The organism is Roseateles sp. P5_E4, from assembly GCF_054049255.1.
On record NZ_JBFUMS010000002.1, the window covers coordinates 280,032 to 306,398 of the forward strand.

General features: G+C 69.1%; 26 protein-coding genes. 8 read left to right on the forward strand and 18 right to left on the reverse strand.

Features of this window, described 5'->3' with window-relative positions; genetic code table 11:
• Positions 1-59: 59 nt before the first annotated feature.
• Together ACXJLH_RS04045 and ACXJLH_RS04050 are read right to left on the reverse strand one after the other, a co-directional pair.
• Complete coding sequence (locus tag ACXJLH_RS04045; protein ID WP_457442583.1) at positions 60-1,793, reverse strand: long-chain-fatty-acid--CoA ligase; 1,734 nt, start codon at positions 1,791-1,793, stop codon at positions 60-62.
• 62 nt (positions 1,794-1,855) lie between these two features.
• Positions 1,856-2,557, reverse strand: coding sequence for an FFLEELY motif protein (locus ACXJLH_RS04050; RefSeq protein ID WP_457352504.1), 702 nt, complete (start codon positions 2,555-2,557; stop codon positions 1,856-1,858).
• A gap of 35 nt (positions 2,558-2,592) precedes the next feature.
• Here ACXJLH_RS04050 and ACXJLH_RS04055 point away from each other — a divergent pair, with 35 nt between their 5' ends.
• Complete coding sequence (locus ACXJLH_RS04055; RefSeq protein ID WP_457389540.1) at positions 2,593-3,456, forward strand: esterase/lipase family protein; 864 nt, start codon at positions 2,593-2,595, stop codon at positions 3,454-3,456.
• Here the strand turns inward: ACXJLH_RS04055 and hppD are convergent.
• Entirely contained in the window at positions 3,408-4,547 is a 1,140-nt protein-coding gene (hppD, locus tag ACXJLH_RS04060; protein ID WP_457389539.1) for a 4-hydroxyphenylpyruvate dioxygenase, read from the reverse strand. The genes ACXJLH_RS04055 and hppD overlap by 49 nt on opposite strands.
• Before the next feature lie 120 nt (positions 4,548-4,667).
• On the opposite strand from hppD, the gene ACXJLH_RS04065 reads away from it, so the two are divergent.
• Positions 4,668-5,150: an Lrp/AsnC family transcriptional regulator gene (locus ACXJLH_RS04065; protein ID WP_056205021.1), complete on the forward strand. Its 483-nt coding sequence runs from the start codon at positions 4,668-4,670 to the stop codon at positions 5,148-5,150.
• 32 nt (positions 5,151-5,182) lie between these two features.
• On the forward strand, positions 5,183-5,731 hold the full coding sequence (locus ACXJLH_RS04070; protein WP_457442584.1) for an RNA polymerase sigma factor: 549 nt from the start codon (positions 5,183-5,185) through the stop codon (positions 5,729-5,731).
• A 13-nt stretch (positions 5,732-5,744) separates the two neighbouring features.
• Here ACXJLH_RS04070 and ACXJLH_RS04075 read toward each other — a convergent pair whose 3' ends face one another.
• The 4 genes from ACXJLH_RS04075 to ACXJLH_RS04090 form a co-directional block, all read right to left on the reverse strand.
• Positions 5,745-6,587 carry an HDOD domain-containing protein gene (locus ACXJLH_RS04075; protein WP_457352498.1) on the reverse strand — a complete coding sequence of 281 codons (843 nt, stop codon included), beginning with the start codon at positions 6,585-6,587 and terminating at the stop codon, positions 5,745-5,747.
• Between the two features lie 234 nt (positions 6,588-6,821).
• A complete protein-coding gene (locus ACXJLH_RS04080) occupies positions 6,822-7,058 on the reverse strand; it encodes a hypothetical protein (protein ID WP_457442585.1) in 237 nt (78 codons plus the stop codon).
• Positions 7,059-7,133: 75 nt separating this feature from the next.
• On the reverse strand, positions 7,134-7,325 hold the full coding sequence (locus ACXJLH_RS04085) for a hypothetical protein (protein WP_157256283.1): 192 nt from the start codon (positions 7,323-7,325) through the stop codon (positions 7,134-7,136).
• A gap of 285 nt (positions 7,326-7,610) precedes the next feature.
• Complete coding sequence (locus ACXJLH_RS04090) at positions 7,611-8,177, reverse strand: hypothetical protein (protein WP_457442586.1); 567 nt, start codon at positions 8,175-8,177, stop codon at positions 7,611-7,613.
• Between the two features lie 148 nt (positions 8,178-8,325).
• Here ACXJLH_RS04090 and ACXJLH_RS04095 point away from each other — a divergent pair, with 148 nt between their 5' ends.
• The gene (locus ACXJLH_RS04095; RefSeq protein WP_457442587.1) at positions 8,326-8,754 is read left to right on the forward strand and encodes a nuclear transport factor 2 family protein; all 429 of its coding nucleotides are present in this window, start codon (positions 8,326-8,328) and stop codon (positions 8,752-8,754) included.
• Positions 8,755-8,757: 3 nt separating this feature from the next.
• Here ACXJLH_RS04095 and fusA read toward each other — a convergent pair whose 3' ends face one another.
• A complete protein-coding gene (gene fusA, locus ACXJLH_RS04100) occupies positions 8,758-10,821 on the reverse strand; it encodes an elongation factor G (protein WP_457443154.1) in 2,064 nt (687 codons plus the stop codon).
• Positions 10,822-10,884: 63 nt separating this feature from the next.
• On the opposite strand from fusA, the gene ACXJLH_RS04105 reads away from it, so the two are divergent.
• Entirely contained in the window at positions 10,885-12,294 is a 1,410-nt protein-coding gene (locus ACXJLH_RS04105; RefSeq protein ID WP_457442588.1) for a M28 family metallopeptidase, read from the forward strand.
• Between the two features lie 485 nt (positions 12,295-12,779).
• On the opposite strand, the gene ACXJLH_RS04110 is transcribed toward ACXJLH_RS04105, so the two are convergent.
• Both ACXJLH_RS04110 and ACXJLH_RS04115 read right to left on the reverse strand, forming a co-directional pair.
• The gene (locus tag ACXJLH_RS04110) at positions 12,780-14,609 is read right to left on the reverse strand and encodes a hypothetical protein (RefSeq protein WP_457442589.1); all 1,830 of its coding nucleotides are present in this window, start codon (positions 14,607-14,609) and stop codon (positions 12,780-12,782) included.
• 493 nt (positions 14,610-15,102) lie between these two features.
• Positions 15,103-15,546 (reverse strand): hypothetical protein, encoded by a 444-nt coding sequence (locus ACXJLH_RS04115; RefSeq protein WP_056204995.1) that lies wholly within the window; start codon positions 15,544-15,546, stop codon positions 15,103-15,105.
• Between the two features lie 212 nt (positions 15,547-15,758).
• Between ACXJLH_RS04115 and ACXJLH_RS04120 the strand changes: the two genes are divergently transcribed.
• On the forward strand, positions 15,759-18,317 hold the full coding sequence (locus tag ACXJLH_RS04120; protein WP_457442590.1) for an EAL domain-containing protein: 2,559 nt from the start codon (positions 15,759-15,761) through the stop codon (positions 18,315-18,317).
• 2 nt (positions 18,318-18,319) lie between these two features.
• Here the strand turns inward: ACXJLH_RS04120 and ACXJLH_RS04125 are convergent, their stop codons facing one another.
• From ACXJLH_RS04125 to ACXJLH_RS04140, 4 genes are all read right to left on the reverse strand, one after another.
• Complete coding sequence (locus ACXJLH_RS04125; RefSeq protein WP_457442591.1) at positions 18,320-18,796, reverse strand: hypothetical protein; 477 nt, start codon at positions 18,794-18,796, stop codon at positions 18,320-18,322.
• Positions 18,797-18,918: 122 nt separating this feature from the next.
• Positions 18,919-20,388 (reverse strand): CHASE3 domain-containing protein, encoded by a 1,470-nt coding sequence (locus tag ACXJLH_RS04130; protein ID WP_457352488.1) that lies wholly within the window; start codon positions 20,386-20,388, stop codon positions 18,919-18,921.
• On the reverse strand, positions 20,351-20,764 hold the full coding sequence (locus tag ACXJLH_RS04135; RefSeq protein ID WP_056204985.1) for a response regulator transcription factor: 414 nt from the start codon (positions 20,762-20,764) through the stop codon (positions 20,351-20,353). The genes ACXJLH_RS04130 and ACXJLH_RS04135 overlap by 38 nt, the downstream gene beginning before the upstream one ends.
• A gap of 134 nt (positions 20,765-20,898) precedes the next feature.
• The gene (locus ACXJLH_RS04140) at positions 20,899-21,228 is read right to left on the reverse strand and encodes a BON domain-containing protein (protein ID WP_056204983.1); all 330 of its coding nucleotides are present in this window, start codon (positions 21,226-21,228) and stop codon (positions 20,899-20,901) included.
• Positions 21,229-21,415: 187 nt separating this feature from the next.
• Between ACXJLH_RS04140 and ACXJLH_RS04145 the strand changes: the two genes are divergently transcribed.
• The gene (locus ACXJLH_RS04145; protein ID WP_056204980.1) at positions 21,416-22,066 is read left to right on the forward strand and encodes a response regulator; all 651 of its coding nucleotides are present in this window, start codon (positions 21,416-21,418) and stop codon (positions 22,064-22,066) included.
• On the opposite strand, the gene ACXJLH_RS04150 is transcribed toward ACXJLH_RS04145, so the two are convergent.
• On the reverse strand, positions 22,060-22,251 hold the full coding sequence (locus ACXJLH_RS04150) for a hypothetical protein (protein WP_056204975.1): 192 nt from the start codon (positions 22,249-22,251) through the stop codon (positions 22,060-22,062). The genes ACXJLH_RS04145 and ACXJLH_RS04150 overlap by 7 nt on opposite strands.
• Positions 22,252-22,358: 107 nt before the next feature.
• Between ACXJLH_RS04150 and ACXJLH_RS04155 the strand changes: the two genes are divergently transcribed.
• On the forward strand, positions 22,359-23,159 hold the full coding sequence (locus ACXJLH_RS04155) for a substrate-binding periplasmic protein (RefSeq protein ID WP_457442592.1): 801 nt from the start codon (positions 22,359-22,361) through the stop codon (positions 23,157-23,159).
• Here ACXJLH_RS04155 and ACXJLH_RS04160 read toward each other — a convergent pair.
• The 3 genes from ACXJLH_RS04160 to ACXJLH_RS04170 are packed head-to-tail and all read right to left on the reverse strand — an operon-like array spanning position 23,156 to position 26,360.
• Complete coding sequence (locus ACXJLH_RS04160) at positions 23,156-24,742, reverse strand: acyl-CoA dehydrogenase family protein (protein ID WP_457442593.1); 1,587 nt, start codon at positions 24,740-24,742, stop codon at positions 23,156-23,158. The two genes, ACXJLH_RS04155 and ACXJLH_RS04160, sit on opposite strands and share 4 nt — an antisense overlap.
• Positions 24,742-25,896: a GGDEF domain-containing protein gene (locus ACXJLH_RS04165; protein WP_457442594.1), complete on the reverse strand. Its 1,155-nt coding sequence runs from the start codon at positions 25,894-25,896 to the stop codon at positions 24,742-24,744. Before ACXJLH_RS04165 ends, ACXJLH_RS04160 begins: the two co-directional genes overlap by 1 nt.
• Entirely contained in the window at positions 25,893-26,360 is a 468-nt protein-coding gene (locus ACXJLH_RS04170; RefSeq protein ID WP_457322824.1) for a CreA family protein, read from the reverse strand. The genes ACXJLH_RS04165 and ACXJLH_RS04170 overlap by 4 nt, the downstream gene beginning before the upstream one ends.
• Positions 26,361-26,367 lie beyond the last annotated feature (7 nt).

Genomic DNA, 26,367 nt, shown 5'->3' on the forward strand with positions numbered 1-26,367 from the left:
GGACTGTTTGTGTCCGGCCTCAGTGCCTCCCCCTCAAGGGCAGCAGGCACTGGGAATGCTCAGGCGGTATTGGTGCGCAGTTCGCGGCGCAGGATCTTGCCGACGTTGCTCTTGGGCAGTTCGTCGCGGAACTCGATGAACCGGGGCCGCTTGTAGGCCGTCATCTGTGCCGTGCAGTAGCTGGCCAGATCTTCCTCGGCCAGCGCCGGGTCGCTCTTGACGACGAAGAGCTTGACCGCCTCGCCCGACTTGGCGTCCGGAACGCCGACGGCGGCGCACTCCAGCACGCCGGGATGCATGTTGACGACCTGCTCGATCTCGGTCGGGTAGACGTTGAAGCCACTGACCAGGATCATGTCCTTCTTGCGGTCGACGATACGCACATAGCCACGTTCGTCCATGATGCCGATGTCGCCCGTCTTGAAGTAGCCGTCAGCGCACATGACGTTGGCGGTCTCGTCCGGGCGCTTCCAGTAGCCGGCCATGACCTGCGGGCCGCGGATGCAGATCTCGCCGCGCTCGCCGATCGCCAGGTCGTGGCCATCGTCGTCGCGGATGGCGATCTCGGTGGACGAGATCGGCAGGCCGATGCTGCCGTTGAAGGCGCGCTGGTCCAGCGGATTGATGGTCGCGGCGGGGGATGTCTCGGACAGGCCGTAGCCCTCGACGACCGGGCAGCCGGTGACCTTGAGCCATTTCTCGGCCGTGGCCTGCTGCACGGCCATGCCGCCGCCGTTGGAGATGACGAGCTCGGAGAAGTCCAGCCGCGAGAAGCCCGGCTCGGCAGCCAGCGCGTTGAACAGCGTGTTGACGGCCGGGAAGATGTGGATCTTGTGGCCCCGCAGCGTCTCGATGAAGCCGGGGATGTCGCGCGGATTGGGCACCAGGATGTTGAGGTGGCCCATGCGCGCACCGAGCATGAAGCAGGCCGTCAGCGCGAAGATGTGATAAAGCGGCAGCGCACAGACGTTGGTGAACTGCATGTTCTGGTCGGGCAGCCGGGCCAGCATGGGCTGGAACCAGGCCTCGACCTGCAGGATGTTGGCGACGATGTTGCGATGCAGCAGCGTCGCGCCCTTGGACACGCCGGTCGTGCCACCGGTGTACTGCAGGAAGGCGACGTCGTCGGGGCCAAGTTCAGGCTTCTTCAGGTGCAGGCGCTCGCCATGGGCCAGCGCCTCGTTGAAGCGCACGACGGTGCGGCCGTCGCCGGCTGGCAGGCGGAACTCCGGCACCATCTTCTTCAGGTGGCGCACGGCAAAGTTGATCAGCGGGCCCTTCCACCAGTTCAGCAGGTCCCCCATGGACGCCAGCACGACATGCTTCACGTCGGTCGCGTCGATGACCTCGGACAGCGTGTGCGCGAAGTTCTCCAGCACGACGATGGCGCGCGCGCCCGAGTCCTTGAGCTGATGCTCCAGCTCGCGCGGCGTGTACAGCGGGTTCACGTTCACGACGACGAAGCCCGCGCGCAGGATGGCCGCGATGGCCACGCCGTACTGCAGCAGGTTGGGCATCATGATCGCGACGCGGTCGCCCTGCTTGAGCCCCTGGGCCTGCAGCCAGGCGCCGAGCTGCATGGAGAGCTGGTCGATCTCCGAGAAGCGCATGCGCTGGCCCATGCAGATCGCAGCGTCGCGCGAGGCGTGCTTGCGGAAGGCCTCGTTGAGCAGGTCGACCAGCGAGCCGTAGATGCGGGTGTCGATCTGCGCCGGCACGCCGGCTGGGTAGCTGGCCAGCCAGGGCTTGGCGCGGGATGTCACTTCGGTGACTTCGGCAAGGACGGCGGTCATCGAGGGCCTTCTGACGTGCTTGGCGTGAAGCCTTCGATGTTGGGACGCCGTGTTACATCAAGCTAGGGGAGTTGCCCTAACGCGGACGCGTCACCGCGAAACAATGCGCGTGCGAGTGTGTCCTCACGGTGTCGCACAGTGGACAGGAACTCGCCCGCGCCCCGCATCGCGCGGAAAGTGTCAAAGCCGCTTTCGAGAAAGCTCTGCAGCGCGCCCAGGCCCGCCATCTGCGCGGGGCCGCGCATCAGCCGCAGCGTCTGGCGCAGCAGCGGCTTGCGGGTCAGCTTGTCCAGCGACTCGCCCACCGCCATCGTCAGCTCGATCTGCCGCTGCCGCGATACCGGGTCGCCGCAGGCGCGCCAGGCAATGGCGTATTCGTCGGGCTTGATATCGGCTGACAGCAGGTGCTCGGCCATGCGCGTATCCAGGCGTTCGGACAGGGCGTGCAGCTGCGCGAGCTTGGCGACCGTGTCGACGACCTCGGCGGGAAAGAGGCGGGTCAGCGTCGGGATGACGCGGGCGAACTGCGCATCACGCTGGCGGTAATCGTCGGGACCGTAAAGCTCGTGCAGGAAGAAGCGCGTGGCCGCCTCATAGCGTGGGTTGGCGAGCAGATCGGCATAGGTGGCCGCAAAGCGGCGCTGCTGGAAGGCCTTCACGCTCTGGACGCGGGCCTCGAGCTCGGGGTCGGCAGCACGGCGGGCGCGTTCCGCGTCGACGGCGCGCAGTTCCTTCAGCAGGGATTCGGCACTCAGTTCATCCATGGGTCGGCGGAATTCTGCCTTCCTACACTCGGGCGATGAACGGACGACTGCAAAGGATCTGGGTGTTGCTGCGGCTGGCCCTGGCGCTGGCCGTGGGCTGGCGCTTCGGCTGGGGCTGGGGGCTGCTGACGCTGGGCCTGCATGCGCTCATTCTGGCGGGGGGCTTCCTGCAATTGCGCTGGGTGAACCGGCCCGCACCGGCCTGGGGGCAACTGCTTCGCGCCTGGGCCCGGGAGGTCGTCGCCAGCGAGTTGGCCTTCTCATGGCGCCAGCCCTGGCGCGAATGGGCCGAAGCGGATCATCTGCCGGCGGGCGCCGGGCAGGGCGTGTTGCTGGTGCACGGTTTCTCCTGCAATCGTGGCCGCTGGAATGGCTGGATGGAGCGCCTGCGCGAGCAAGGTGTCGCTTTCGTCGCGCCTTCGCTGGAGCCGGCTTTCGGCAGCATCGATGCCTATGCGGACGAGATCGAGGCCGGCGTGCAGCGGTTGAAGGCACTGACTGGCCGTATGCCCATTCTTTGCGCCCACAGCATGGGCGGCCTGGCGCTGCGGGCCTGGTGGCGCCGCTTCGGCGCGGGGCATGAGGCGCCGCACGTCATCACGCTGGGTTCACCCCACCAGGGCACGCGCATGGCGGCGCTCGGTCTGGGCGTCAACACGCAGCAGATGCGCCTGGGCAATGCCTGGCTGGCGGCGCTGCCGGGTCTGCCTGACGTTGACTGCTTCTGGACGCCCTGTGACCAGATCGTCAATCCGGCGGAGCGGGCGATCCTGGCCGGCGCGCGGGCGCACCGGCTCGATGGCGTCGGCCACATGGGCCTCGTCCACTCGGACGAGGCCTGGCAGTGTCTTCAGACGGCCTTGGCGGGCTCGTCCTTCAGCACACCGCGGCGGATCTGATCCAGTTCGATGCTCTCGAACAAAGCCTTGAAGTTGCCTTCGCCGAAACCCTCGTTGCCCTTGCGCTGGATGAGTTCGAAGAAGATCGGACCGATGACTTCCTTGGTGAAGATCTGCAGCAGCAGCTCGTTGTCCACGCCCAGGTGGGTGGCGCCGTCGATGAGGATGCGCAGGCGGCGCAGTTCGTCCACGTTCTCGCCGTGGCCCGGCAGGCGCTTGTCGATGAGGTCGAAATAGGTCTCGATGGTGTCCTGGAACTGCACGCCGGTGCTCTTCATGCCCTCGACCGTGCCGTAGATGTCGGTCGTGCCCAGCGCCACGTGCTGGATGCCCTCGCCGTGGTACAGGTCCAGGTACTCGGCGATCTGGCTCTTGTCGTCCGAGCTTTCATTGATCGGGATGCGGATCTTGCCGCAGGGGCTGGTCATGGCCTTGCTCTTCAGGCCGGTCAGCTTGCCCTCGATGTCGAAGTAGCGCACCTCGCGGAAGTTGAAGAAGCGCTCGTAGAACTCCGACCATTCCTTCATGCGGCCGCGGAAGACGTTGTGCGTCAGGTGGTCGATCTCGGTCAGGCCGTGGCCCACCGGGTTGGGGTCGACCGGCTGGCCCTGCGCGTCCAGCAGCGGCACGAAGTCCACGTCATAGATCGAGATATTGCCGATGGCACCGGCGCCCGCGCCGCCCTTGCCCTGCCAGCGGTCGACGAAATAGATCAGCGAGTCGCCGATGCCCTTGATGGCCGGGATGTTCAGCTCCATCGGGCCGGCCTTGTTGTCGAAGCCCCAGGCGCCCAGCTCCAGCGCGCGTTTGTAGGCATGGCCGGCGTCCTGCACGCGAAAGGCGATGGCGCAGATGGACGGGCCGTGCAGGCGCGCGAAGCGCTGCGCGAAGGAATCGCTCTCGGCGTTGATGATGAAGTTGACGCCACCCTGGCGGTACAGCGTCACGCTCTTGTGGCGGTGCTTGGCGACGGCCTTGAAACCCATGGTCTCGAACAGCTTGCCCAGGCCCGCCGGATCGGGCGCGGCGAACTCGATGAACTCGAAACCATCGGTGCCCATCGGGTTGTCCCAGGGGGTGAACTTGGCCATGAAAGTCTCCAGCGGCGTGATGCTTGAAAACGAAAATTCTGCGGCGCGGTTCGCGCAGGTTTCATGCATTCTTCGGCGCGGACTCGGCCATCGGCGCAGGAAACCTGCAAAATCACGGCCATGGAAGCCGCCATCGAGCTCGACGCCATTGACCGCCGCATTCTGCGCGCGCTGCAGCAGGATGGCCGCCTCACCTATGACACGCTGGCCGGCGAGGCTGGGCTGTCGTCTTCCGCCGTGCTGCGCCGCGTGCGTCGCCTGGAGGAGGCCGGTGTGATCGCCGGCTATGTCGCGCTGGTGGCGCCGGCGCGCATCGGCCTGGGCCTGACGGCCTATATCAATGTCAGGCTGGAGAAGCAGACCGACAACCCGCTGCGCAATCCGCGCGACCTCTTCCGCGCTGCCGTGCAGACCTGGCCCGAGGTGGTCGAGTGCGCGGCGCTGACGGGCGAAATGGACTATCTGCTGCGCGTGCTGGTGCAGGACATGCAGCACTACGCCCGCTTCATCAGCGACACGCTGCTGATGCACCCCAGCGTGCAGGACTGCAAGACCAGCTTCGTGCTGGAACGGCTGAAGAACACGACCGCTGTACCGGTTTGAACCTGTGCGCCGGCCGGTGGCATTCACCGGCCATGACCACGGTCGACCGGTACCGTTCCCGCCCTGGCGCGTCGCTGCCCGACGTCGGCCTGGTGCTGGGCTGGCTGCCCCGGCTGCACCGCTATGCGCGGTCGCTGCGGCGCAACCGCGAGGACGCTGATGATCTCGTGCAGGACACGCTGGAGCGCGCCTGGTCGCGCGCCGGGCTCTGGCAGGGCGTGGGCGACATGCGCGGCTGGCTGTTCAGCATCATGCACAACCTGCACGTCGACGCTTTGCGCCGTGGCCGGCTGGATGTGGTGGACCTCGACAGGCAGGTGCTGGACATCCCCGTCGCTGCTGCGCAGTCCGAACGCCTGGCTCTGCGCGACCTTTACAAGGCCCTGGCCACCTTGCCGGTGGAGCAGCGCGAGGTGCTGCTGCTGCTGGCCGTCAACGGCATGGCCTATGCCGAGATCGCCGCGGCCCTCGGCATTCCCGTTGGCACCGTGATGTCGCGGCTGTCGCGCGGTCGCACGAGGCTGCGCGGCCTGATGGCCGGGAATGTGCGGCGGCCGAACTTCCAGGGGAGAAGGGAATAGCCCGGCGTTGGCGTCAGTCGAATTCGTGAAGCAGCTTGAGGGCGTGCGCTTCGCTGAGGTTGAGCAGTTCGGCGATGTCGTGCAGATCATCCGGCACGCCCGCGTCATCCCAGCCCCGCGCCGTGTGCCGCGCCAGCCGCACAGCCAGGTGCACGCAGCGCACCTGCGGGTTGCGGCCGTCTTTCTCGCTGGTGATGCGCGCGAGCAAGTCCGGCAGATGCCAGCGTCGCATCAGGGCCTGCTCCAGTTCGGCCAGTTCAATACCCAGCACCTGGCGCTGGGCAGCCGTGCTGCGCAGATGCCGGTCGGCGTCCTGCAAGGCGGCGATCTTCAGCGCCAGCACGGGCGCATGTACCCACAGCAGCATCTCGGCGAAGTCGTGCAGCAAGGCGGCGCTGTGGATGACGGCGGCATCGGGGTCGGCCCGATGGGCCGCAAAGCCCAGCGCGAAGCGCGAGGCACGTTCGGCGCGCTGCATGACACGTGACAGCCCGAGCAGGGCCTCGTCGTTGTCAGCCAGCACCAGTTCGAGCGTCGGCTGCGGACCGAAGTCGCGGAAAAAGGGGGTGATGCCCATCAGCACGATGGCAGCGGTCACTGTTTCGGCGTCGGCCCTGAGCCCGGAAGTGCTGCCGCGCCGCCGCTCACTGGCATGGGCCAGCACCTTCAGCGTCATCAGCGGGTCGGTGGCGATCATTTCTCCCAGGCCGTGGGCGTCGACGTCGTCCTCGGTCGCGCGCATGTGCTCAAGCGACTCGGCCGTCTCGGCCAGTACGGGGATCTCGGCCCGAGCAAAGGCGTCCACCCAGGACTCCAGGCTGTGGAGTGGCGCGGTCAGGCAGAGGCGGTCGGACATGGGGCCGATGCTAGGCCTGGGCGGGGCCGCCTGCTCGTCGGAGGCGGCCCCGTTTTGCCAACCATTTCAGCTTTGACGGCACCCCTATCTCGGGGCGAGCGCCGGGCCGCTCCCAAGCCGGCCCGGCTGGCGATGTGCTTGCCGGTCAAGACGGCAAGCATCGCCGTCCCCTCGGGGGACCGTTCGCACTTGCCGGCGTTCAGCCGGAGCAAGAGCAAACGAGGGGCGACTTTCCTACAGCCTGCGCACGCCTTCCAGCCGGGCGGTCAGCTGGCCATCGCCGTAGAGCGCGCCTTCAGGCGCGCCGGCTTCGGCGTAGAACTCCAGATGGTTGCGGGCACGGCGCCGGCGGTAGGCCGGCGAGAACACCAACCGGATGGCACGGGCCGCGCGCTTGACGCGGGTCCAGCGGCGGGCCCAGGCGGCGTGGGTTTCGGCGGCATCGGGGCCGCTCAACTCGATCAATCTCATGAGGGTCTCCTTGGCGCCGGGCCGGCCCTCATGACATGGATCGGTCATGGCTGAGGGGCAGGCGGCGCGCTGTGGTCAGGGGCTGTCGTCGGGGAAGCGGTCGCGCAGCAGGCGTCGCAATTCGAGGCGGGCTTGCTGGCGCTGGGCATGGGCGTCGTGCGCGCTTCGGTGGGCGCCGGCCTGGCGTTGCATGGCCGGTGCCACCAGCGGATTGCGCGGTTTGAGCGCTTTGATCTGCAGGGGACGCGGGGAGGTGAATTGGGGCATGGCGTGCTCCGGTTGGGGCCGCACGTGGGCGGCGGGCAATGCGGCGGCTCGGCCCGGGGTGGCGCCTGCGTTTGCATGGATGAGTTGGGGCCCGGGGCTTGCGCTCGAGGCAAGCGGGCCGGGCGGTCAGAGGGCTTGGGTGTGCGACCTCGCTGTGACGGGAGAACTGCAACACGCCACAACTTGCGCAAATGATAAACAAACGTTGCTCTTGCGCAAGCGGTTTTTATCCAACACCCCTAACGTGAGTAGTACCGGCCGTCCAGTGATGGATGCGCGGAAGGATCAGCGCTTCTTGGCCTTCAGCGGCGCGACGCGCGCCTGCAGCTTGCGCCATTCGTCGAGCTCGGCCTGCGGACTGGGCGCGGCCGCCTTCACCGGCACAGGTGCCGGTGTGGTCGAGGGCGTCAGCACCTCGCCGAGCAGATCCAGCAGCCGCGTGCGGGCACGCTGCGGGTGGCGGCGGTAGTAGGTCAGCACCAGGCCGATGATGAAGCGCTCGTCGTCATCTCGGGGCATGCTGGGCGAGTCGCTTGCCGCAGGCGCTGCTGCAGCGGGCATGGCCGGTGCCTCGGCAGTGGCCATTGCACCGTGCTCGATGTCCATCCAACCCGGCGCCTTGTGGCAGAGCTGCTCGAACTGCCGCGCCAGGCGCTCGCCGATCTGGCGCGAGCGGCCCTTGATCTGGCTCCAGTAGCTGGGCTGGATCTGCAGCCTCTCGGCGAAACGCCTTTCCAGGCCACGCAGGGTGGCGGCATCGGCATTCTTGACGGTGGCGCTGACGAACTCTTCGAACAGCCGCATCGCGTTGTCCAATCGGATCTGCGCGACGTCGCGGGGGGCGCTGGGCATGGGCCGCAATGATAAATGGATCTTCACCTTCACTTCTGCGCGATCCCGGGTCGTAGGACGGTTCCGACCCAGCTGAGCCGGCAACTCCTACTGAATGCCCGCCAGGCTGCACCCATATTGAGGTTTTAGGCCGTCAAAGGAGATTGGCATGCATACCGCAGACAGCACCCTCATCGCGCTGGAGAAGAAGTTCTGGCAGTCGATGGTGGACGAAGACACCGACACCGCAGTGGCGCTGCTGGACGAACCGGCGCTGATGGTGAGTTCACACGGCGCCATGCAGTTCGATCGCAAGCAGTACAAGCACATGGCGGAAGAAGGCCCGATGGTCATCAGATCGTTCGAGTTCAGCGACATGCAGGTCATGCACCCGAACGACGACACCGCCGTGCTGACCTATCGAGTCAAGCAGGCCATCGCGCCTCGCGGCACGTCGGAGGAGAAGGAGCAGGAGATGGCCGACTCGTCCGTCTGGCTGCGCAAGGACGGCGAATGGCTGTGCGTCATGCACACGGAGACCGAGGTGGACGCCAAGGCCAAACCGGCCAGGAAGACCACCGCCAAGGCCAAGCACTGAAGCTCAGTCCCCTTCGTCGTGCGCCTTGTAAGCGCCGACGAGGGCGGCCTGCGTGTTCGGCGGCACCGGCTCGTAGTGCGACAGCAGCAGCGTGTAGCGCCCTTCGCCCGCGGTGATCGCGTTCAGCCGCGTCTGGTAGCTGGCCAGTTCGGCCAGTGGTGCCAGGCCCTGCACGATGAGGCTGCCCGGCACGGCGGAGCGGGTGCCGTTGACCTGGCCGCGGCGTGAGGCGAGGTCGCCAGTGATGTCGCCGATGCCGTGCTCGGGCGCCGTGATCTCGACCTGTACGATGGGTTCCAGGATCAGCGGCCGGGCCTCGCGCACGGCCTCGATCAGCGCGCGGCGGCCGGCGGTGACGAAAGCGATTTCCTTGCTGTCCACGGAATGGTGCTTGCCGTCATAGACGACCACGCGCAGGTCCACCAGCGGATAGCCGGCAATGACGCCGCTGGCCAACGCCGAGCGCACGCCTTTTTCGACGGCCGGCATGAACTGGCCCGGAATGGTGCCACCCTTCACCGCGTCGACGAACTCGAAGCCGGCGCCGCGCTCCAGCGGCTCGACGCGCAGATAGACCTCGCCGAACTGGCCCGCGCCGCCGCTCTGCTTCTTGTGGCGGTAGTGGCCTTCGGCCGGCGCCGAGATCGTCTCGCGGTAGGCGATGCGCGGCGGCTCGGTGAGGACTTCGCTCTTGTAGAGCTCGCGCAGTCGCTCCAGCAGAAGGCGCAGATGCAGTTCACCCAGGCCGTAGACCAGCGTCTGGTGCGTTTCACCGGCCTGTTCGATGCGCAGGCAGGGGTCTTCCTCCACCAGCCGGGCCAGCACCTCCCAGAGCTTCTGCTCATCGCCGCGGCGCGCGGGGCTGATGGCCAGGCCGTGCACCGGGGTGGGGAAGTCCAGCGGCTTCAGGTAGATGTGCTCGTCCTCTTGCGCGTCATGCAGCACGGCGTCAAAGGCGAGGTCTTCCACCTTGGCAATGGCGCAGAGGTCACCCGGCAAAGCCTCGTCAATGTCGACATGCTTGGCGCCCTGCAACATGAAGAGGTGTGCGACGCGGATGGGCTTGCGCGCATGGCCGACGAAGAGCAGGCCGCCCTTGGCGACGCGGCCCTGATGCACGCGCATGACGCCCATCTTGCCGAGGTAGGGGTCGGCGACGATCTTGAAGATATGGGCCAGCACATGGCCGGCTGGGTCGGGCCGGGCGGGGTAGGGCGTGGGCTCCGTGCCCTTGCCTTCCAGAAAAGGGGGCGGGTTGCCCTCGGCCGGGTTCGGCATCAAGGCTTCGATCGCCGACAGCAGTTCGCCAATGCCGGCGCCGGTCTTGGCTGAGCAGAAGCAGACCGGGATCAGATGCCCTTCGCGCAACGCCTGCTCCAGCGGCGCATGCAGCTCGCGCGGGTCGACGTCGCCGTCGGTCAGGTAGCGGTCCACGAATGCCGCATCGACCTCGACGACCTGCTCGACCAGGGCCCGGTGCGCTTCGGCCACGGACGAAAAATCGGCGTCCCCGGACGCCGCGAAGAAACAGTCGGCGACGCGCTTGGCGCCGCTGGCCGGCAAGTTCAGTGGCAGGCACTCCTTGCCAAACACCTCGCGGATCTGGGCGAGCAGCCCGGGCAGGTCGGTGTCGGGACAGTCGATCTTGTTGACGACGATGAGGCGTGTCAGCCCGCGCTCAGCGGCGGCAGCCAGCAAGCGCTGGGCCATCAGCTCGATGCCGTTCTGGGCGTTGATGACGACGATGGCGGTGTCCGCCGCCTCCAGCGCCGGCAGGGCCTGGCCGACGAAGTCCGGCGCACCAGGCGTGTCGATGGCGTGCACGCGGATGCCGCCATGGGTGAAGTGGGCGAGGCTGGATTGCAGCGAATGGCCCAGGCGCCGCTCCAACGGGTCATGGTCGCTCACCGTGCTGCCGCGCTCGATGCTGCCGGCCTGCGGGATGGCGCCGGCATGGGCCAGCAATGCGTCCAGCAACAGCGTCTTGCCGGCCGCCGCCGGCCCCACCAGCGCGACCGTTCGGATGGTGCTCACTCGCGAATCCAGGCTCGTCTCGCTCATCGGAATCTCCTCAGTGGCGTTGGCAGAGTAGAAGAACGCGGCCAACCCGGCAAGGGCAGAATCGTTTGCATGCAAGCCCGATTGACCGCCCTCATACTCTTCCCCCTGCTCGCCGCCACGGCCCAGGCCCAGTCTGCGCCGGCCGACGAGCTGAAGGCCATGCTGGCCGAAGTCAGCCCGGCCCGCATCGAGTCGCGCATCCGCCGGTTGGTGGCCTTTGGCACGCGCCATACGCTGTCCGACATCGCCTCCGACACCCGCGGCATCGGTGCCGCGCGCCGCTGGATCACGGCGGAGCTGTCCAACTGCTCCAGGCTCGCCGGCGGGCGGCTGCAGGTGGAGGAGCAGAGCTTCATCGAGCCGGCCGGCAACCGCGTGCCGCAGGCGACCGAGCTGGTGAATGTCGTCGCCACGCTGCCGGGCCGCGGTGCGTCGAAGAGCCGCGTCCTCGTCGTCAGCGGCCACTACGACTCGCGCAACAGCGACGTCATGGATTCCCTGGGCGAGGCGCCCGGCGCCAACGACGACGCCTCCGGCACGGCTGCGGTCATGGAGCTCGCCTGCGTGATGGCCGGGCGTCAGTTCGACGCGACCCTCGTCTTCATGGCGGTGCCGGGTGAGGAGCAGGGCCTGCTGGGCGCGGCGCAATGGGCGCGCGAGGCACGTGCTGCGGGCACCAACGTCGAGGCCATGATCACCAACGACATCGTCGGCAGCTCGCGCGGCGACGCCGGCCAACAGGACGCCAAGCGCCTGCGCCTGTTCGCCGACGGCCTCGACCCGCTGGTGCGCCTGCTGACCGCCGCCAACGCCAACCGCCCCGCCAGCGACGCCGACGTCAGGTCCGTCGCTGCCATGCAGGCCGAGCTGCTGCCGTTGCTGCAGGCCGGTGGCAACGAGGACCTGCCGACCCACCAGCTCGGCCGCCACCTCAAGGCGGCCGCCGAGGCTGCCATGCCTGGCTTCACGGTCCAGCTCATCCAACGCCGCGACCGCTATCTGCGCGGCGGTGACCACATCCCCTTCCTGGAGCGTGGCTATGCGGCGGTGCGCTTCTCCGAACCCTTTGAGAACTTCGCCCACCAGCACCAGAACCCCAGGACCGAAAACGGTGTCGTGTTCGGTGACCTGCCCGAGTTCGTTGACTTCGCCTACGTGGCCGATGTGGCGCGCGCCAACCTCGCCGGCCTGGCCACGCTGGCCTGGGCGCCGGCGCCGCCCAAGGGCGTGAAGCTGGATGCGCGCGAGCTGACCAACGACTCGACGCTGGAGTGGCAGGCCAGCGACGACCCCGAGGTGGCCGGCTACCGCATCGTCTGGCGCGACACCGACTCGGCCGCCTGGCAGCAGTTCAAGGACGTGGGCCGGGCCACGCGCTCGACGCTGCCGGTGTCCAAGGACAACGTCGTCTTCGGCGTGCAGTCAGTCTCGAAGAAAGGTTATGCCAGCCTGGCGAGCTACCCGCTACCGCGGCGCTGAGGAACGCTGACGCCCGGTCGCCAAAGGCAACCCTTGCTTACTGCGGCGGGCGTGGCGATGGACGAATATTCAGCCGCCACCACCGCGAGGGCTGATGCATTGAGCATGACCGCCTTGCCCGTGTCGCCCCTGGCCGTCCACTGTCGAGCCGCGGCGATGAGGCGGTGATGGCTCGGGCGCGACAGCCGGTCCACCGGCTGCCGCGCCCGTTCTTTTAGGGCCTGTTAACACTACGGCAATGGGTCGCGAAGGCCCGCCGCCAGGGCCAATCAAGGCGCGGCACGCCGCCCGCACTCWTGTGCGGGCCAGTGGCGCAACGCCGAGTGGCCCCTGGCGGCGGGCCTTCCCTTCGGGTTGTGGCCAGAAATGCCGCGCGCGGCGTTGCAAATGCTCGCCGGGTGTCCAACCCGACTCCGCTTTGCGCCTTGCTCGCGCCCTTTCTGGCCACAACGCGACCCGTTGCCGTAGTGTTAACAGGCCCTGGCTCAGCAGGGCAGCCCCGAGGTCTGCGCCGAGCAGGACTGGCTGTCCAACTGCAATACCAGGCCATCAGGCATGCGGCCGATGATGCGCAGCAGCTTGTAGCTGTTGACATTGAGGGCCGTGTTGCCCACGGTTGCACTCAGCGAGGCGCCGGTGGCGAAGGCGCCCTTGGCTGTGACGCCAAGTTCCAGGTCGGCCAGTTTGCTGTTGCAAGCCGTGTCGGTGCAGAGCAGGGCGCGGTCTGGCAGCAGGTCGCCGCGCGGCAAGGTCCACGTCGGGCCGTAGCTGATCTTGGCGTTGACGGCGCCCTTCATCCCGGTCAGGTCGGTGATCGCCTTGGCCACCAGCGCCGGCCAGGGCAGGCCGCTCTGGGTGGCGGCCGTGATGGGCAGCTGGCCGGCGAGTTCAATGCCAAGGCTGTCGCCATCCAGGCCGCCGAGCGGCGTGCCGCAGGCGCCGTCCTGGAACAGCTCGATCTTCAGGTTGCGGCCCGCGCGTACGAAATTGCGCGCCACGGCGTCGCCGGCAGCGCCCGCAGGCACCGGCAGGCTGACGATGTTGTTGCCTCGCGTGGCACCGCTGAGCGGATCGAGGCTGGGTGTGCCGTCGCTGCTGCTGACGCTCCACAGGCTCAGATAGCCGCCAGCGCCGGCCTTCTTGAACAGCGCCAGCGGCACATCGGCACCGCTCGCGTCCTTCTGGCTGACCCGGGCGCACTGCAGCACACCCCCGCCGCTGGCGCTGATAGCGGGAATGCTGATATCCAGATAGCGCGCATGGCTGTCCGGTGCCGCGCTGTCGACGCGGCGCGTCAGCACCAGGCGGGCGGCGGCCGTGGCCTGCACCTCCAGGCGGTTGCCAAGGAAGGTCCAGCCGGAGGGGCGCTTCACGGCAGCCTGCTCCAGCCCCAAGCGCCGCTGGAAGCCCGCGGCGTTCTGATAGACGAAGCCGACGCGGCACAGCGGGTCGCCGACACCGAAGTCGCAGCGGCCGAGCATGGAGCGCAGCAGCTTCCCGCCGAACATGACCTCGCCCTCGCCCAGGATGCCATTCATGCGCAGGCAGACCAGCTGCGCCGCGTCCTTGGCCCCGATGAAGGGCGCCGAGATCGCATCGACGCTGGCACGCGCATTCGCGTCGAAGATGGACTCCAGGCCGATCAACTTGCTCTGGCAGTTGCCGATGTTGGCCGTGGCCGTGATCAGCTTGGTGAACAGCGCATCCAGGCCGGTCAGGTCCACCCCCGCCGCTGCGGCGTCGAAGCCCAGGCTGCCCTGGGTCGTGTTGGTCTCCAGATAGGCGGTGCCTGCCCCAAGGCGGGACGTCAGCGTCACGAAGGCCTTGCTGTCGGCACCCAGGCCGACGGCGACGGTGTCCAGCATGCGGTCGTAGCCGGTGTGCGAACCGGCCGTCAGCGCGCCAGCCAGCAGGTCGAAGTCGCTTGCCAGGCCTGCGTCGGCCAGGGCTGGCGCGAGGGCGGCGCGCAGGCGGGACTGGGCGCCGGCCAGGGCGGTGTCGCCCAGGCCCTGCACGGCGCCGGTCATCAGCGTCTCGGGAGCCTGGTCACTGGCCAGCACGGTGATGGCACTGGTCAGTGGCGTCAGATGCAGCGTGCCGCCATTGCTGGTGGCACCCCAAAGGCAGATTGGCTTGTCGGCGACGCTGCCACAGGCCTCGACGCGGAAGGGGCCGTCGCCACTCAGTGCAATCGGGCCGTAGGCACCGGTCGCGGCGGTGACGGGTTTGCCGGTGGCGATGGCCTTGCCGGTCGCGTCCAGCACGCGCACCGTGGCGCTGTTCAGCGCCAGCCCCGCCGCGACGATGCCGGACACCGGTGGTGGTGGCGGAGGAGGCGGAGGAGGCGGCGGGGGGGGCGGCGGTGTCGGCGAAGGAGCGGGCGACGGACTGGGGCTGGGGCTGGGGCTGGGGCTCGGGCTCGGGCTCGGGCTCGGGCTCGGGCTGGGCGCCGGCGCAGGACTTGGCGACGGGCTGGGCGAAGGCGAGGGGCTGGGCGTTGGCACCGGGACCGGCATGGGCAGCGGGCTGGGCGTGGCCGCTGGCGGCGGCGGGCCGGGCGCTTCGCTGGGCGCGGAGCCGCCGCCACCGCCGCAGGCGGCGAGAGCCAGGGCCATGGGCCACGCATAGGCCGAGACCCGGCGCGGGGCCGGCGGCGGGGTCAGCGGGGTTGGGAAAGAAAGGTCAGCAGAGTCGGGCATCCGGCCAGCCGCACAAGCGGCACAACGGTCAGGGTTGACCCGACTTTAGGCCGCCGAGCCCGCTAGCGATGGCCGGAACTGCAGGTCCGGCGTGGCCTTTTGCGAGCTATCAGTCGCGGTGGCCGTGCCCGTGCCCGTGCCCGTGGCCGCGGTCGTGACGGCCGCGGTCATGCCAGTCGTCACGGCGCCCGTCGCGGTCACGGTAGACGACGACGTTCTGGCGGTACCAGCCGTCCTCGACGAAATAGACCGGTGCGCCGCAGGCGCCGTAATAGCCGCAGTGGCGGCGCCAGTTGTGGCGGTGCTCGGGCGGCACCCACAGATAGACCGGCTGGGCGCGGTAGGCCGGGCGGCCGATGATGACCGGCTGGGGTGCCAGCAGCACCGGTTGCGGATAGCGGCCGATGTCGACGCGCCCGTACACGCCCGGTTGGCTGAAGCCGATGGAGACGCCGACGTCCGCGGCCCGGGCGGCAGGCAGGGCCGCCATGGCAGCCACGCCCAGCAGAGCCGGGGCGATCCAGTGTGCGAAGGGGTTGCGACGGGTGGTCATGGGATTTCTCCTGAGGAATGCGGCGGTGCCGCTGCACCCAGTGAACGCCCCGCCGGGGCAGGTGGTTGTCAGTGCGCCGCCGCGGTGCTTGTAGGACAAGCGGTAGGCCCGCGTGGATGCGGCCCTGTCCTACAAGTCCTTGCCCGTCCTGCCGACGCGGCCCCGCTCCTGTGGGCTTGATGCTTGCCCGTCTTTGCGTCGGAGCAGCATCGATGAGCGAACCCCAGCAGACGGGTGTGCCCGCAGACGAGGCACCGCGGGATGTGCTCGCCGCTTCGGTGTCAGCCGCGCAGCTCGCGCTGGCGCAGAACGCGCGCTTCCTGGAGCGCTGCAGCCGCCTGGCTGGCGTCGGCGCCTGGGAATGGCAGGCCGGCACCGAGAAGCTGACGGTGTCCGACTCGGCCTGCGAGTTGCTTGGCCTGCCCATTGGCCAGGTACCGACGCTGGCAGCCCTGTTGCAGCGTTTCGGCCCCGATGGTGCTGCCATGTTGGACGCGGCCCTGCAGCGCGCTGCGGCAGACGGCGAGGGCTGGGATGTCGAGTTGCCGTGCGAGACCGGCCCGAACGGGCACCGCGTGCTGCGCGTGGTTGGTCGCCATGACGAAGACGAAACCGGCCGGCGTGTCGGTGTCGTCATGCAGGACGTCAGTGAACCCGCCAAGGTGCGTGCCGAGCTGGAGCGCACGCTGGAGCGCCTGGCCCTGGCCACCCACAGCGGCGGCATTGGCGTCTGGAATCTGGACCTGCGGGACTCTCGCCATGGCGAACTCACCTGGGACGACGCCATGTGGCGTTTGCACGGCGAGCCGCCGCGTGGCCAGCGCACCAGCCTCGCGAACTGGCGCAAGCGCCTGCATCCCGAGGACCGCCGCGCCGCCGTCATGGCCGTGCGGGCGGCCCTGCGCGACGGGCCCCAGCTGGACGGCGAATGGCGGGTCAGCTGGCCCGATGGCAGCGTCCATGTGTTGCGCAGCGCCGGTCGGGTGCTGCGCGATGCTGGCGGGCGGCCGCTGCGCTTGTCGGGCGTCTGTTGGGACGTCAGCGAGGCTCGCCGTTTGCAACAGCAATTGCAGGAGCAGCATGAGCTGCTGGAGGTCACGCTGCAATCCATCGCCGATGCGGTGCTGACCACCGATGCCCTCGGTCGCGTGACCTGGCTCAACCCCGTCGCCCAGCGGCTGACGGGCTGGGCTGCCGCCGAGGCGCGCGGCCAGCCGGCCAGCCATGTCTTCCTGGCCCAGCGCGAGGAAAACGGCGAGCCCTTGGCCGACCCGGTGCAGCGCTGCCTGGCCACCGGCCGGCCGACGCGCCTGTCTGCCGGTGCCATGTTGCTGAGCCGCGATGGCGAACTGCGCGCCGTGGACGACTCGGTCGCCCCCATCCGCGATGCCGACGGCCGCGTGCTTGGCGCCGTGCTGGTCTTTCGCGACGTGACCCAGCAGCGCCGCCAGTTCGACGAGATCCGCTGGCGCGCCAGCCATGACGGCTTGACTGGCCTTGTCAACCGCGTCGAGTTCGGCCAGCGCCTGGCGCGCACGCTCGAGCGAGCCAAGCGCGATGGCAGCCACCATGCGCTGCTGGCTTTCGACCTCGATCGCTTCAAGCTCGTCAACGACCACTGCGGCCATGCCGCCGGCGACGAGGTGCTGCGCGAGGTTGCCCGCCGCCTGGAGGCCGGCGTTCGCGGCCGCGACACGGTGGCCCGGCTGGGTGGCGACGAGTTCGCGGCCATCCTGGAAAACTGCTCGCTCGACGAGGCCCTGCACGTGGCGCAGAAGCTGTGCGACGCGATGGACCAGTACCGCTATGTACACGGCGAGCAACGGTTTCGCATCGGCACCAGCATCGGCGTGGCCCCGCTGGATGGGCGCTGGCCCGATGCCGATGCCGCCATGCGCGAGGCCGATGCCTGCTGCATGATCGCCAAGGAGCAGGGCCGCAACCGCGTGCAACTGTGGGCGCCCGATGACGCCACGCTGCGCGCCCATCAGAGCGAGCACCGCTGGGCGACGCGGCTGCAACAGGCCCTGGACGAGGACCGCTTCGAGCTCGACCTGCAGCGTGTGCTGCCGGCCCAGGGTGAGGACGATGGCCGGCTGCGCGGCGAGCTGCTGTTGCGCCTGCGCGAGCGCGATGGCAGCCGTGTGTTGCCCGGCGCCTTCATGCCGGCGGCCGAGCGCTTCCATCTCGCGCCGCGACTGGACCGCTGGGTCTTGAGGCAGGCGGTTGACTTGCTGCAGCGCGGCGGCCCCCCGGAGGTCGCGTCGCTGTCCATCAATGTGTCGGCCCTGACGCTGCAGGATGCGGCCTACCACCAGGAAGCCCGAGCCCTGCTGACGGCGCTAGGCCCCACGCGTGCCGCGACCTTGTGCCTGGAAATCACCGAGACGGCCGTCATCACCCAGCTCGGCGAGGCGGCGAGCTTCATCCAGCAGATGCGGGCCCTCGGTGTGCGCATCGCGCTGGACGATTTCGGCGCCGGCGCCTCCTCATACAGCTATCTGAAGGCGCTGCCAGTGGATCTGCTGAAGATCGACGGCCAGTTCGTGCGCGCGTTGATGACCGATCCGCTCGATCAGGTGGCGGTGCGCAGCTTTGTCGACGTTGCCAGGACGCTCGGCCTGACGACGGTGGCGGAATGCGTGGAGACACCCGAGGTGCTGCTGGAGTTGGTGCGCCTGGGCGTCGGCGAGGTGCAGGGTTTCCTGCTCCACCGGCCCCAGCCACTGGCTGAGCTGCTGGTTGCGGCCGAAGAGACGATGCCCGCCTGAACTCAGCGGGCGGTCGCTTGCTGCGGCTCGCGGGGCGGCTGCGGCGCCACGTCGGCGCGCACTGGCTGGTCGCGGTCGTCGGCATCAACGGCCGGCGCTTCGGCCTTGGCGACGATGGTGGCGTCATCGGGTATCGAGGCCGGCGGCGCACTGTTGTCGCGCCCGTCCGCGACCGCGCGCAGCGACACCTGCAGGCCGCGCGACAGCTGCTGCTGCCAGCCGTGCAGGGTGTCCGCCGCCTTGTGCATGACGGCACTCAGCTGCACGTCCAGCGGGCGCGGGTCGTCGACCATGTCCACGCCGGCGCTGGCCCCGAGGGCCGCGACGGCCACGAGCATGGCGGCCGCGTGGAAGCGGCGGCTGTTCAAGGGCGGTGACAGCGCGTCGGCGTCCCGCGACATGATGGACATGTCGGGTACCGGCGGTGCCGGCATCTGCGTGTGCCAGCCCTCGGCATGCGGTGATCGCGGGAATTGCATGGTGCCCTCCTGGCTGCGTCTGAGACGGTTACCGCGCGCTCTGTCGGTGCGGCGCCCGGGAGCAGTTTGGGTGCGCCCGATGCGGCGCCATGTCGGCTCGGGCAGGCTTGGCCTGTAGGACTTCAGGAAGGGCTGGGGCTGCCCAGTTCGCCGGGCGCGGTCACGGGGGCTGGCTCGGGTTCTGGATCTTCGCGCATCGGCAGGCGCGCCAGCACCAGCGTGCCGCGGCCGGGCGCGGACAGTAGTTGCAGCGTGCCGCCCAGGCTTTCGATGCGATAGCGCATGCCCAGCAGGCCATGGTGGCCGGCCCCCACCGCTTCGGGGTTGAAACCCTGGCCATCGTCGCGGATGTGCAACTGCAGCCAGCCATCCGATTCGGCCAGCGAGACGCGCACGTGCTTGGCCTTGGCGTGGCGCAGCACATTGGTCAGCGCCTCCTGCACGAGGCGGTACATCGCCAGCCGGCTGGCCTCGTCACTGGGGGCCTCCATCAGCTCCAGGCTGAGCTGCAGGCCGGAGCGCTGCGCGAATTCCTGGGTCAGGATCTCCAGCGCCGGGATGAGGCCGAGGTTGGACAGGGCCGATGGGCGCAGGTCCTCGATGATGCGGCGCTTCAGCGCAATGCCCTGGTCGAGCAGCTCGCTCATGTGTTTGAGGCGCTCGTCGATCTCGGGCGCCGCGGTGCGCGTCATGCGGCGGATGCGCGCGACGTCGAGCTTGGCGGCCGTCAGCAGCGCACCGAGCTCGTCGTGCAGCTCGCGGGCCAGATGGGCGCGCTCGTCCTCGCGCACCGTCTGCAGGTGGTGGGCCAGCTCGGTCAGCTCGGCGGTGCGGCGGGCCACCTCGCGGTCCAGCCGGTCGCGTTCCAGCGCCAGCTCCTGGGCGTGCTCACGGCGGGCCGCGTGCAGGGCCTCGTTACGGCGCAGAAAGATGGCCAGGCCGAACAGGCTGAGCAGCGTCAGCCCGTGCACGCCTATGCGGCCGTAGTTCAGCGAGCGCACGACGGCGTCGCGCTCGGTGGCAATCTGCGTCAGTTCGTGCTGGTCGAGCTGGCCGACGGCGTCGCGCACCGCCTGCATCTTCTCGCGGCCGATGTCGGACTCGACCAGCCCGTGCCAGGCCGTGTCCTGCCCGTCGCGGTAAAGCTTGACGACCAGCTGCAACTCGGAGAGTTTTTCGCTGGCGCGCCGGCTCGCGTCGGCCACCAGGGCCTCCCATTCGGAGCTGGCGTACTGGCCGCGCAGCCGTGACAACACATTGGGCAGCTCCTGCTCGGCCAGCTTGATCGGGGCGAGGTAATCGTCGCGCCCGGTCAGCAGATAGCCGCGCTGGGCCGTCTCGGCATCGGTCAGCAACTCGCGCAGGCGCAGGCCGTCGTTGCGCGCCTGGTGGCGGGCCTGGGATTGGTTCAGCGCCTCGTCAGCACCCCAGAAGGCGGCCTCGCTGACGCCCATGACGGCGGCTGCTGCCAGTGCCGCGAAACCGACGGCCAGACCGCGATTGCGGCTGGCGCCTTCCAGCCAGGGATCGAGATGACGCAGCACGGGCAGCCGTTCAACTGGCCGCGGCTGCAGGGCGCGCTGATGAGGCATGTTCGGCCAGTTCGGCGCAGTAGCTGATGAGGTCGTCGAGCTCGCGGCTCTTGTCAAACACCCGTTCCGCGCCCAGGCTGGCGCAGCGCCGGCGCATTTCCTCGGTGGCGTAATTGGTCAGCACGACGCGCCGCGCCCGGATGCCCAGCTGCTGGGCGGCCTGCAGCACGCCCAGGCCGGTGCCGGAACGCAGGAAGACGTCGACGATGAAGAGATCGGCATTGCCGTCGGGATCGCGGCTCATCCAGCGCACCGCGCTGGCTTCATCGGCCACCGAGCCCACCACTTCGACCTGAGCCAGTTCCTCAAGCGTCGCAATCAGGTTCTCAAGGATCACCGGACTGTCTTCGACGATGAAGGCTTTGAGTGCTGGCATGGCCCGACGGCGGCGCGAGGATGATGAGGTTGAAGTATGGACCGCTTCCGCGTCGGGCCGGCAGTGCCGGCAGCGCATCGCGCTGTAGGACTTCTCCTAGGGAAACTCCCTTGGAAGTCCTTCAGCGGCGGTCTTCAGTTGGGGTGTCGCACGGCGATGTCATTGCGCACGGCGACGACACCGGAGGTCTCGCGGGCCAGCTTCTCAGCCATGGCCTTTTCCTCGTACGACTTGGCGAAGCCGGACAGTTGCACCGTGCCCTTCAGCGTCTCGACACTGATGGCCATCGCGCTGACGGTCGGGTCGGCGGCGAACTTGCCCTTGACGCGGGTGGTCAACGCGGCGTCATCAACATAGGCGCCCACGGTTTCCTGGTTGCGGGTGACGGCGCAGCCGCTGGTGCCGGCCAGGGTGGCCGTGAGAGCGGTGGCGACGGCCAGAGTGAGGATGGACTTGTTCAGCATTGCAGTTCTCCTTGGATGGCGGCTTCACGGAGCCGCTGGAGCCACTATCGCGGCACGCCACCACGGGCGGCATAGTCCCGAAGCGCGGCCCCCTGTCGGACTCGGCCGGCGTCGATGTAGGACTGAAGGTATCGCGGCGCGCCTTGCGGACTGCTACGCTGAGCCATCCCTCAACACCGCGTTCATCATGATCCGTATCGGCATCGTCGACGACCACGCCATCGTGCGCACCGGCTTGCGCCAGTTCCTGTCCGACCACGTCGACCTGCGCGTCACGGGCGAAGGCGCCAGTGGCCACGACGCCCTAGAGATGGCGCGTGGTGGCGAGGTCGACGTGCTGCTGCTGGATATCTCCATGCCCGACCAGAGCGGCGTGGACGCGTTGGCCGCCATCAAGGCGCGATTCCCCGAACTGCCGGTGCTGATCCTCAGCGGCTTTCCTGAGGCGCATTACGCGACGACGCTGCTGCGCCAGGGCGCCAGCGGCTACCTCAACAAGGAATGCGATCCCGACGAAATCGCCAATGCCATCCGTCTGGTGGCGCGTGGCCGGCGCTACATCAGCCCGGCGGTGGCGGAGCAACTGGCGGACAGCGTGGTGGGTGGCGGCAGCGCCGGCAATGCGCCCGACAAGCCCCTGCACGAGGCGCTGTCGGAGCGCGAGTTCCAGGTCTTCCTGCGCCTGGCCCAGGGCGAGACCGTGGGCCATATCGCCGAGGCGCTGTTCCTCAGCGTCAAGACCGTCAGCACCTACCGCACGCGCGTGCTCGAGAAGCTCAAGCTGGCGACCAACAGCGATCTGACCTACTACGCGCTGAAGAACGGGTTGATTCAGTAGCGGGGTTCGCCGCTGTCCCTGGGCGCGTCCTCGCCGAGGGTCCAGGGCAGCGCGCATTCATAACCCAGCTCGGCCTCGCTCGACGTGGCGGCCGGCGACCACAGGCGCGTCAGCGCTGACCAGAAGGGGCGGTGCGGACTGGATTCGGCCAGGGAGTTGTGCTGCAGCGAGGCTTCGATGGTCATGGGAGGTTCCGGCTGAAGTTGGCGCGCCCAGCATCGCCAGGGGCGGGGGCGGCGTGTATCGGCGGGTGTCGCGGCGGCCTGTCGGAGCTGGCTGACAAGCACGGGCCTTGCGCCGTCTCGATCAGAATGCGGGCGTGCTGTCGCCTCTGTCCCTGCTGCGCCTGAGCCTGACCTGCCTTGCGCTTGCCTTCCTGCCGGCGTCGGCCTGCGAGCTGCGCGTGCGCTGGAACCCCGACCCGCCCTACAGCATGCGTGACGGGCAGGGCCACCTCATCGGCATGCAGACCGAACTGGTCGAGCGCACGCTGGAGCGCATCGGCTGCCACGCGGTCTGGGTCGAGCTGCCCTGGGCACGCGCCCTGGTCGAGTTGCAGGCCGGCCGCCTGGACCTGCTGCCCGGCGCGCTGCGCCGCCCCGAACGCGAGGCCTATGCGCATTGGGTCGAACAGCACATTGCCGTGGCCAACCGCCTCTTCGTGCGTGCCGGTCGCGAGGCCGACTTCGCCAGCGCGACGCGGCTGAAAGAGGCTTGGCGGCAGGGCCTGAAGCTGGGCGTGCAGATCGGGGTGGTCTACGGCCCCGACTACGCCGAGTTGCTCGCCGACCCGGCCTTTCGCGCCACGCTGACCCAGGCGTCGGCGCGCCGCAGCCTGTGGCAGATGCTGGAGATCGGCCGCGTCGATGGCGTGCTGGCCAGCGAGGCGACGGCGCGCTGGGAGCTGGGCGAGCTGGGCCTGGCCGGCCGCATCGTGCCGACCTCCGTGGTGGTGCCCCACGAGCCGGCTCAGCTGATGTTCAGCAAGCGCTCGGTCGATCCGTCGCTGGTGCAGCGTTACCGCGAAGCCAGCGAGGCGCTGGAGCGCGATGGCACGCAGGCGAGCATCGTGCGCCGCTACCTCGGCGACTAGCCAACCAGCGCCGCGTCGAGGATCTGTGCCGCCTGCGGCACGGCCAGCGTGCCAACAAGGCGGCCATCGCCGCCGAAGCGGGTCGCGATGAAGGCGTCCGCGGCAATGGTGGACGATTGCTCACGCATCAGCAGGCCTTGGGCGCACAACACCAGGCCTTGCGCAACGCGGCGGGCCTGGGCTTCCAGTGCCGCCGGGTCGCCGGTCAGCAGGCGCCGCAGGCTTTGGGCTTCGGCGCGCACCGGGGCGTCCGTGCTCCCGTCAAACGCATCGAGCAGTGCGAAGGCCACCTCGGGCTCACGGGCGACGGCACGCAGCACATCCAGGGCCATCACATTGCCCGAGCCCTCCCAGATCGAGTTGACCGGCGCCTCGCGGTACAGCCGCGCCAGCACGCCATCCTCCACGTAGCCATTGCCGCCGAGCAACTCCATGGCCTCGCCGGTGCACTCGATGGCGCGCTTGCAGACCCAGAGCTTGGCGGCCGGCGTCATCAGCCGTTGCCAGCCGGGCTCGTTGCTCTCGAAGCCCCGAGCCAGGCGCAGCATCAGCCGCATCGCGGCCTCGCTCTCCAGCGCCAGGTCGGCCAGCACGGTCTGCATCAGCGGCTGCTCGGCCAAGTGCCGGCCAAAGGCCGAGCGCTCGCGGGCGTTGTGCAGCGCCTGCACGAGGCCTGCGCGTAAGAGCGCTGCGCTGCCGATGACGCAGTTCAGCCGCGTGTAGCCGGCCATCTCGATCAGCGTCGGGATGCCGCGGCCCTCTTCACCGAGGCGCCGCGCCCAGGCGCCGTGGAACTCGACCTCGCTGCTGGCATTGCTGCGGTTGCCGAGCTTGTCCTTCAGGCGCATCACCTGGATGGCGTTGCGCGCGCCATCGGGGGTGTAGCGGGGCAGCCAGAAGCAGGTCGGGCCGGCCTCGGTGCGGGCCAGCACGAGGTGGGCGTCGCTGCTGGGCGCCGAGAAAAACCATTTATGGCCGGTGATGGCGTAGCTGCCGTCTGTCTGCTCGACGGCTTGCGTTGTCACGCGGCGCAGGTCGGAGCCGCCCTGCTTCTCGGTCATGCCCATGCCGACCCAGATCGACGGTTTCTCCGTCAGCGGCCGGTCCAGCGGGTCATGCTCGCGGCTGAAGAACTTGTCGCGCAGCGGCGCGAACAACTCGGGCTGTTTGGCCAGCACGGGAATGGCGGCCTGGGTCATGGTCGCCGGGCACAGCGAGCCGGCTTCGACCTGGCCATGCAGATAGCAGCCGGCCGCGAAGTGGGCCCAGCGGCCGGGCGTGTCGGTGGCGAAGACGTCGGCGATCAGGCCCTGGCGGCGGTACATCGCCAGCAGCGCATGCCAGCTGGGGTGGAAGTCGACCAGGTCGACGCGGCGGCCGCGGGCGTCGAATTGGCGCAGCTGCGGGCCGTGGCGGTTGGCGTCGCGCGCGAGCTGGGCGGTTTCGGCACTGCCGAGTTCAGCGCCGTAGCGGGACAGCGGCTCGACGGCCTGCGACGCGGCCTCGCGCAGCGCGGCCAGCAAGGCCGGGTCGGAGGCCAGCAGGTTGTGACCCACCCATTCGTCGACGAGGTTGTCGCTCATCAGTCCTGGACCCCCGGCTCGGCCATCAACTGACCCTTGCCGGCACGCCGGGCTTCGTAAAGGGCCGTCTCGGCGCGGCGTTGCAGGTCGGCCAGGCCGCGGTCACCGGGGCGCAGCTTGGCCCAGCCGGCGCTGAAGGACAGCGCCATGCCCAGCTCGGCCGGTGCGCGTTCGGCCAGCGCCTTGCGCAGGCGCTGGTCCAGGGCCTGCGGGCCCTCGGGCAGGCAGCGCGCCATCAGCACACCGAACTGCTCGCCGCTCAGGCGGCCGGCGAGGTCGCCCAGGCGCATCTGGGCCTGAATGCAGCTGGCAAACAGGGCCAGGGCGCGATCGGAAAAATCCATGTCGCGCTCTGCTTGCAGGGTCGCGAAGTCGTCCAGGTCCAGCACCACCAGGGCCAGGGGCTCGTCGTAGCGGCGCGCCATGGAGATCAGGTCGACCGAGCGCTGGGTGAAGGCGTTGCAGTCCGCCAGGCCGGTCAGGCCGTCGGTCTGGGCCAGGCGCGCCAGCTCGGCCTCGGTCTGGCCGCGCCAAGCCAGTAGCAGCATCGGCAGGGCCAGCAGCAGGGCGAGCTGGCCGGCCAGCGCCAGCAGCAGGTCGGGCCACGGCGCGGTGTCGCCGAGCAGGGTGGTGGCGGCGCGGCCCAGCATGGCCGCCAGCAGCGGCAGCACGGCGGCCAGGCCCAGCAGGCGCCAGCGCCGGCTGTTCAGGCCCTGCAGCACCGTGCTGCGGCCCGGCAGCATCAGCGCCACGCCCAGCCAGGCGAGTTGGGCGCCGAGCACCGCGTCAGCCAGGGTTTGGCCGACGGCATGCTCGTCCGCCAACAGGGCGTGGCCAATGCCCAGCACCAGCGGTGCGGCCGCCATGACCCAGCGCCCCGGCCGCGGCGTCAGCCACAAGCCCAGGGCCCACCAAAGCGCGGACAGGCCGAGGCTGATGACGGCCAGGCCGACGCTGTACAGGGTCGGCACAGCCATTCGATCGCCGTGGGTCGGGCTCGCCATGGCCAGGCCCAGGGCCAGGGCTGCCATGCCCACCTGGGCCCAGCGGCCGCCGGCATTCGCGCCGTGCCAGCCAATCAGCGTGATCAGCACCAGCGCCGCGGCCAGCGCCTGCATGGGCATCAGCGCGAACAGGGCGGCAGTGAATGTCATTTCTTGATGGGGATGGGGGTTTCGCGGGCGACCGGTACGGCGGTCACGCTGTTCTGCGGCGAACCGTCGATGAGGCGGTCGGAGTAGGTCAGGTAGACCAGGGTATTGCGCGACGCGTCCACCATGCGAACGATGCGCAGCCGCTTGAAGACCAGGGATATGCGCTCGTTGAAGACCTCTTCCTGGCGCGGCAGTGCCTGGCTGATGGTGATCGGTCCGACCTGGCGGCAGGCGATGGAGGCCTCGGCCTTGTCCTCGGCCAGGCCGATGGCGCCCTTGATGCCGCCCGTCTTGGCGCGCGACACATAGCAGGTCACGCCCTGCACCTTGGGATCGTCATGGGCATCCACGACCACCTTGTGGTCGGGGCCGATCAGCTTGAAGGCGGTGTCGACCGAGCCGATGGGTTCGGCCCCGGCCAGCGCCGTTGCGGTGAGCAGGAGAACGAGGGCGGCTTGCTTCATCGGCTCA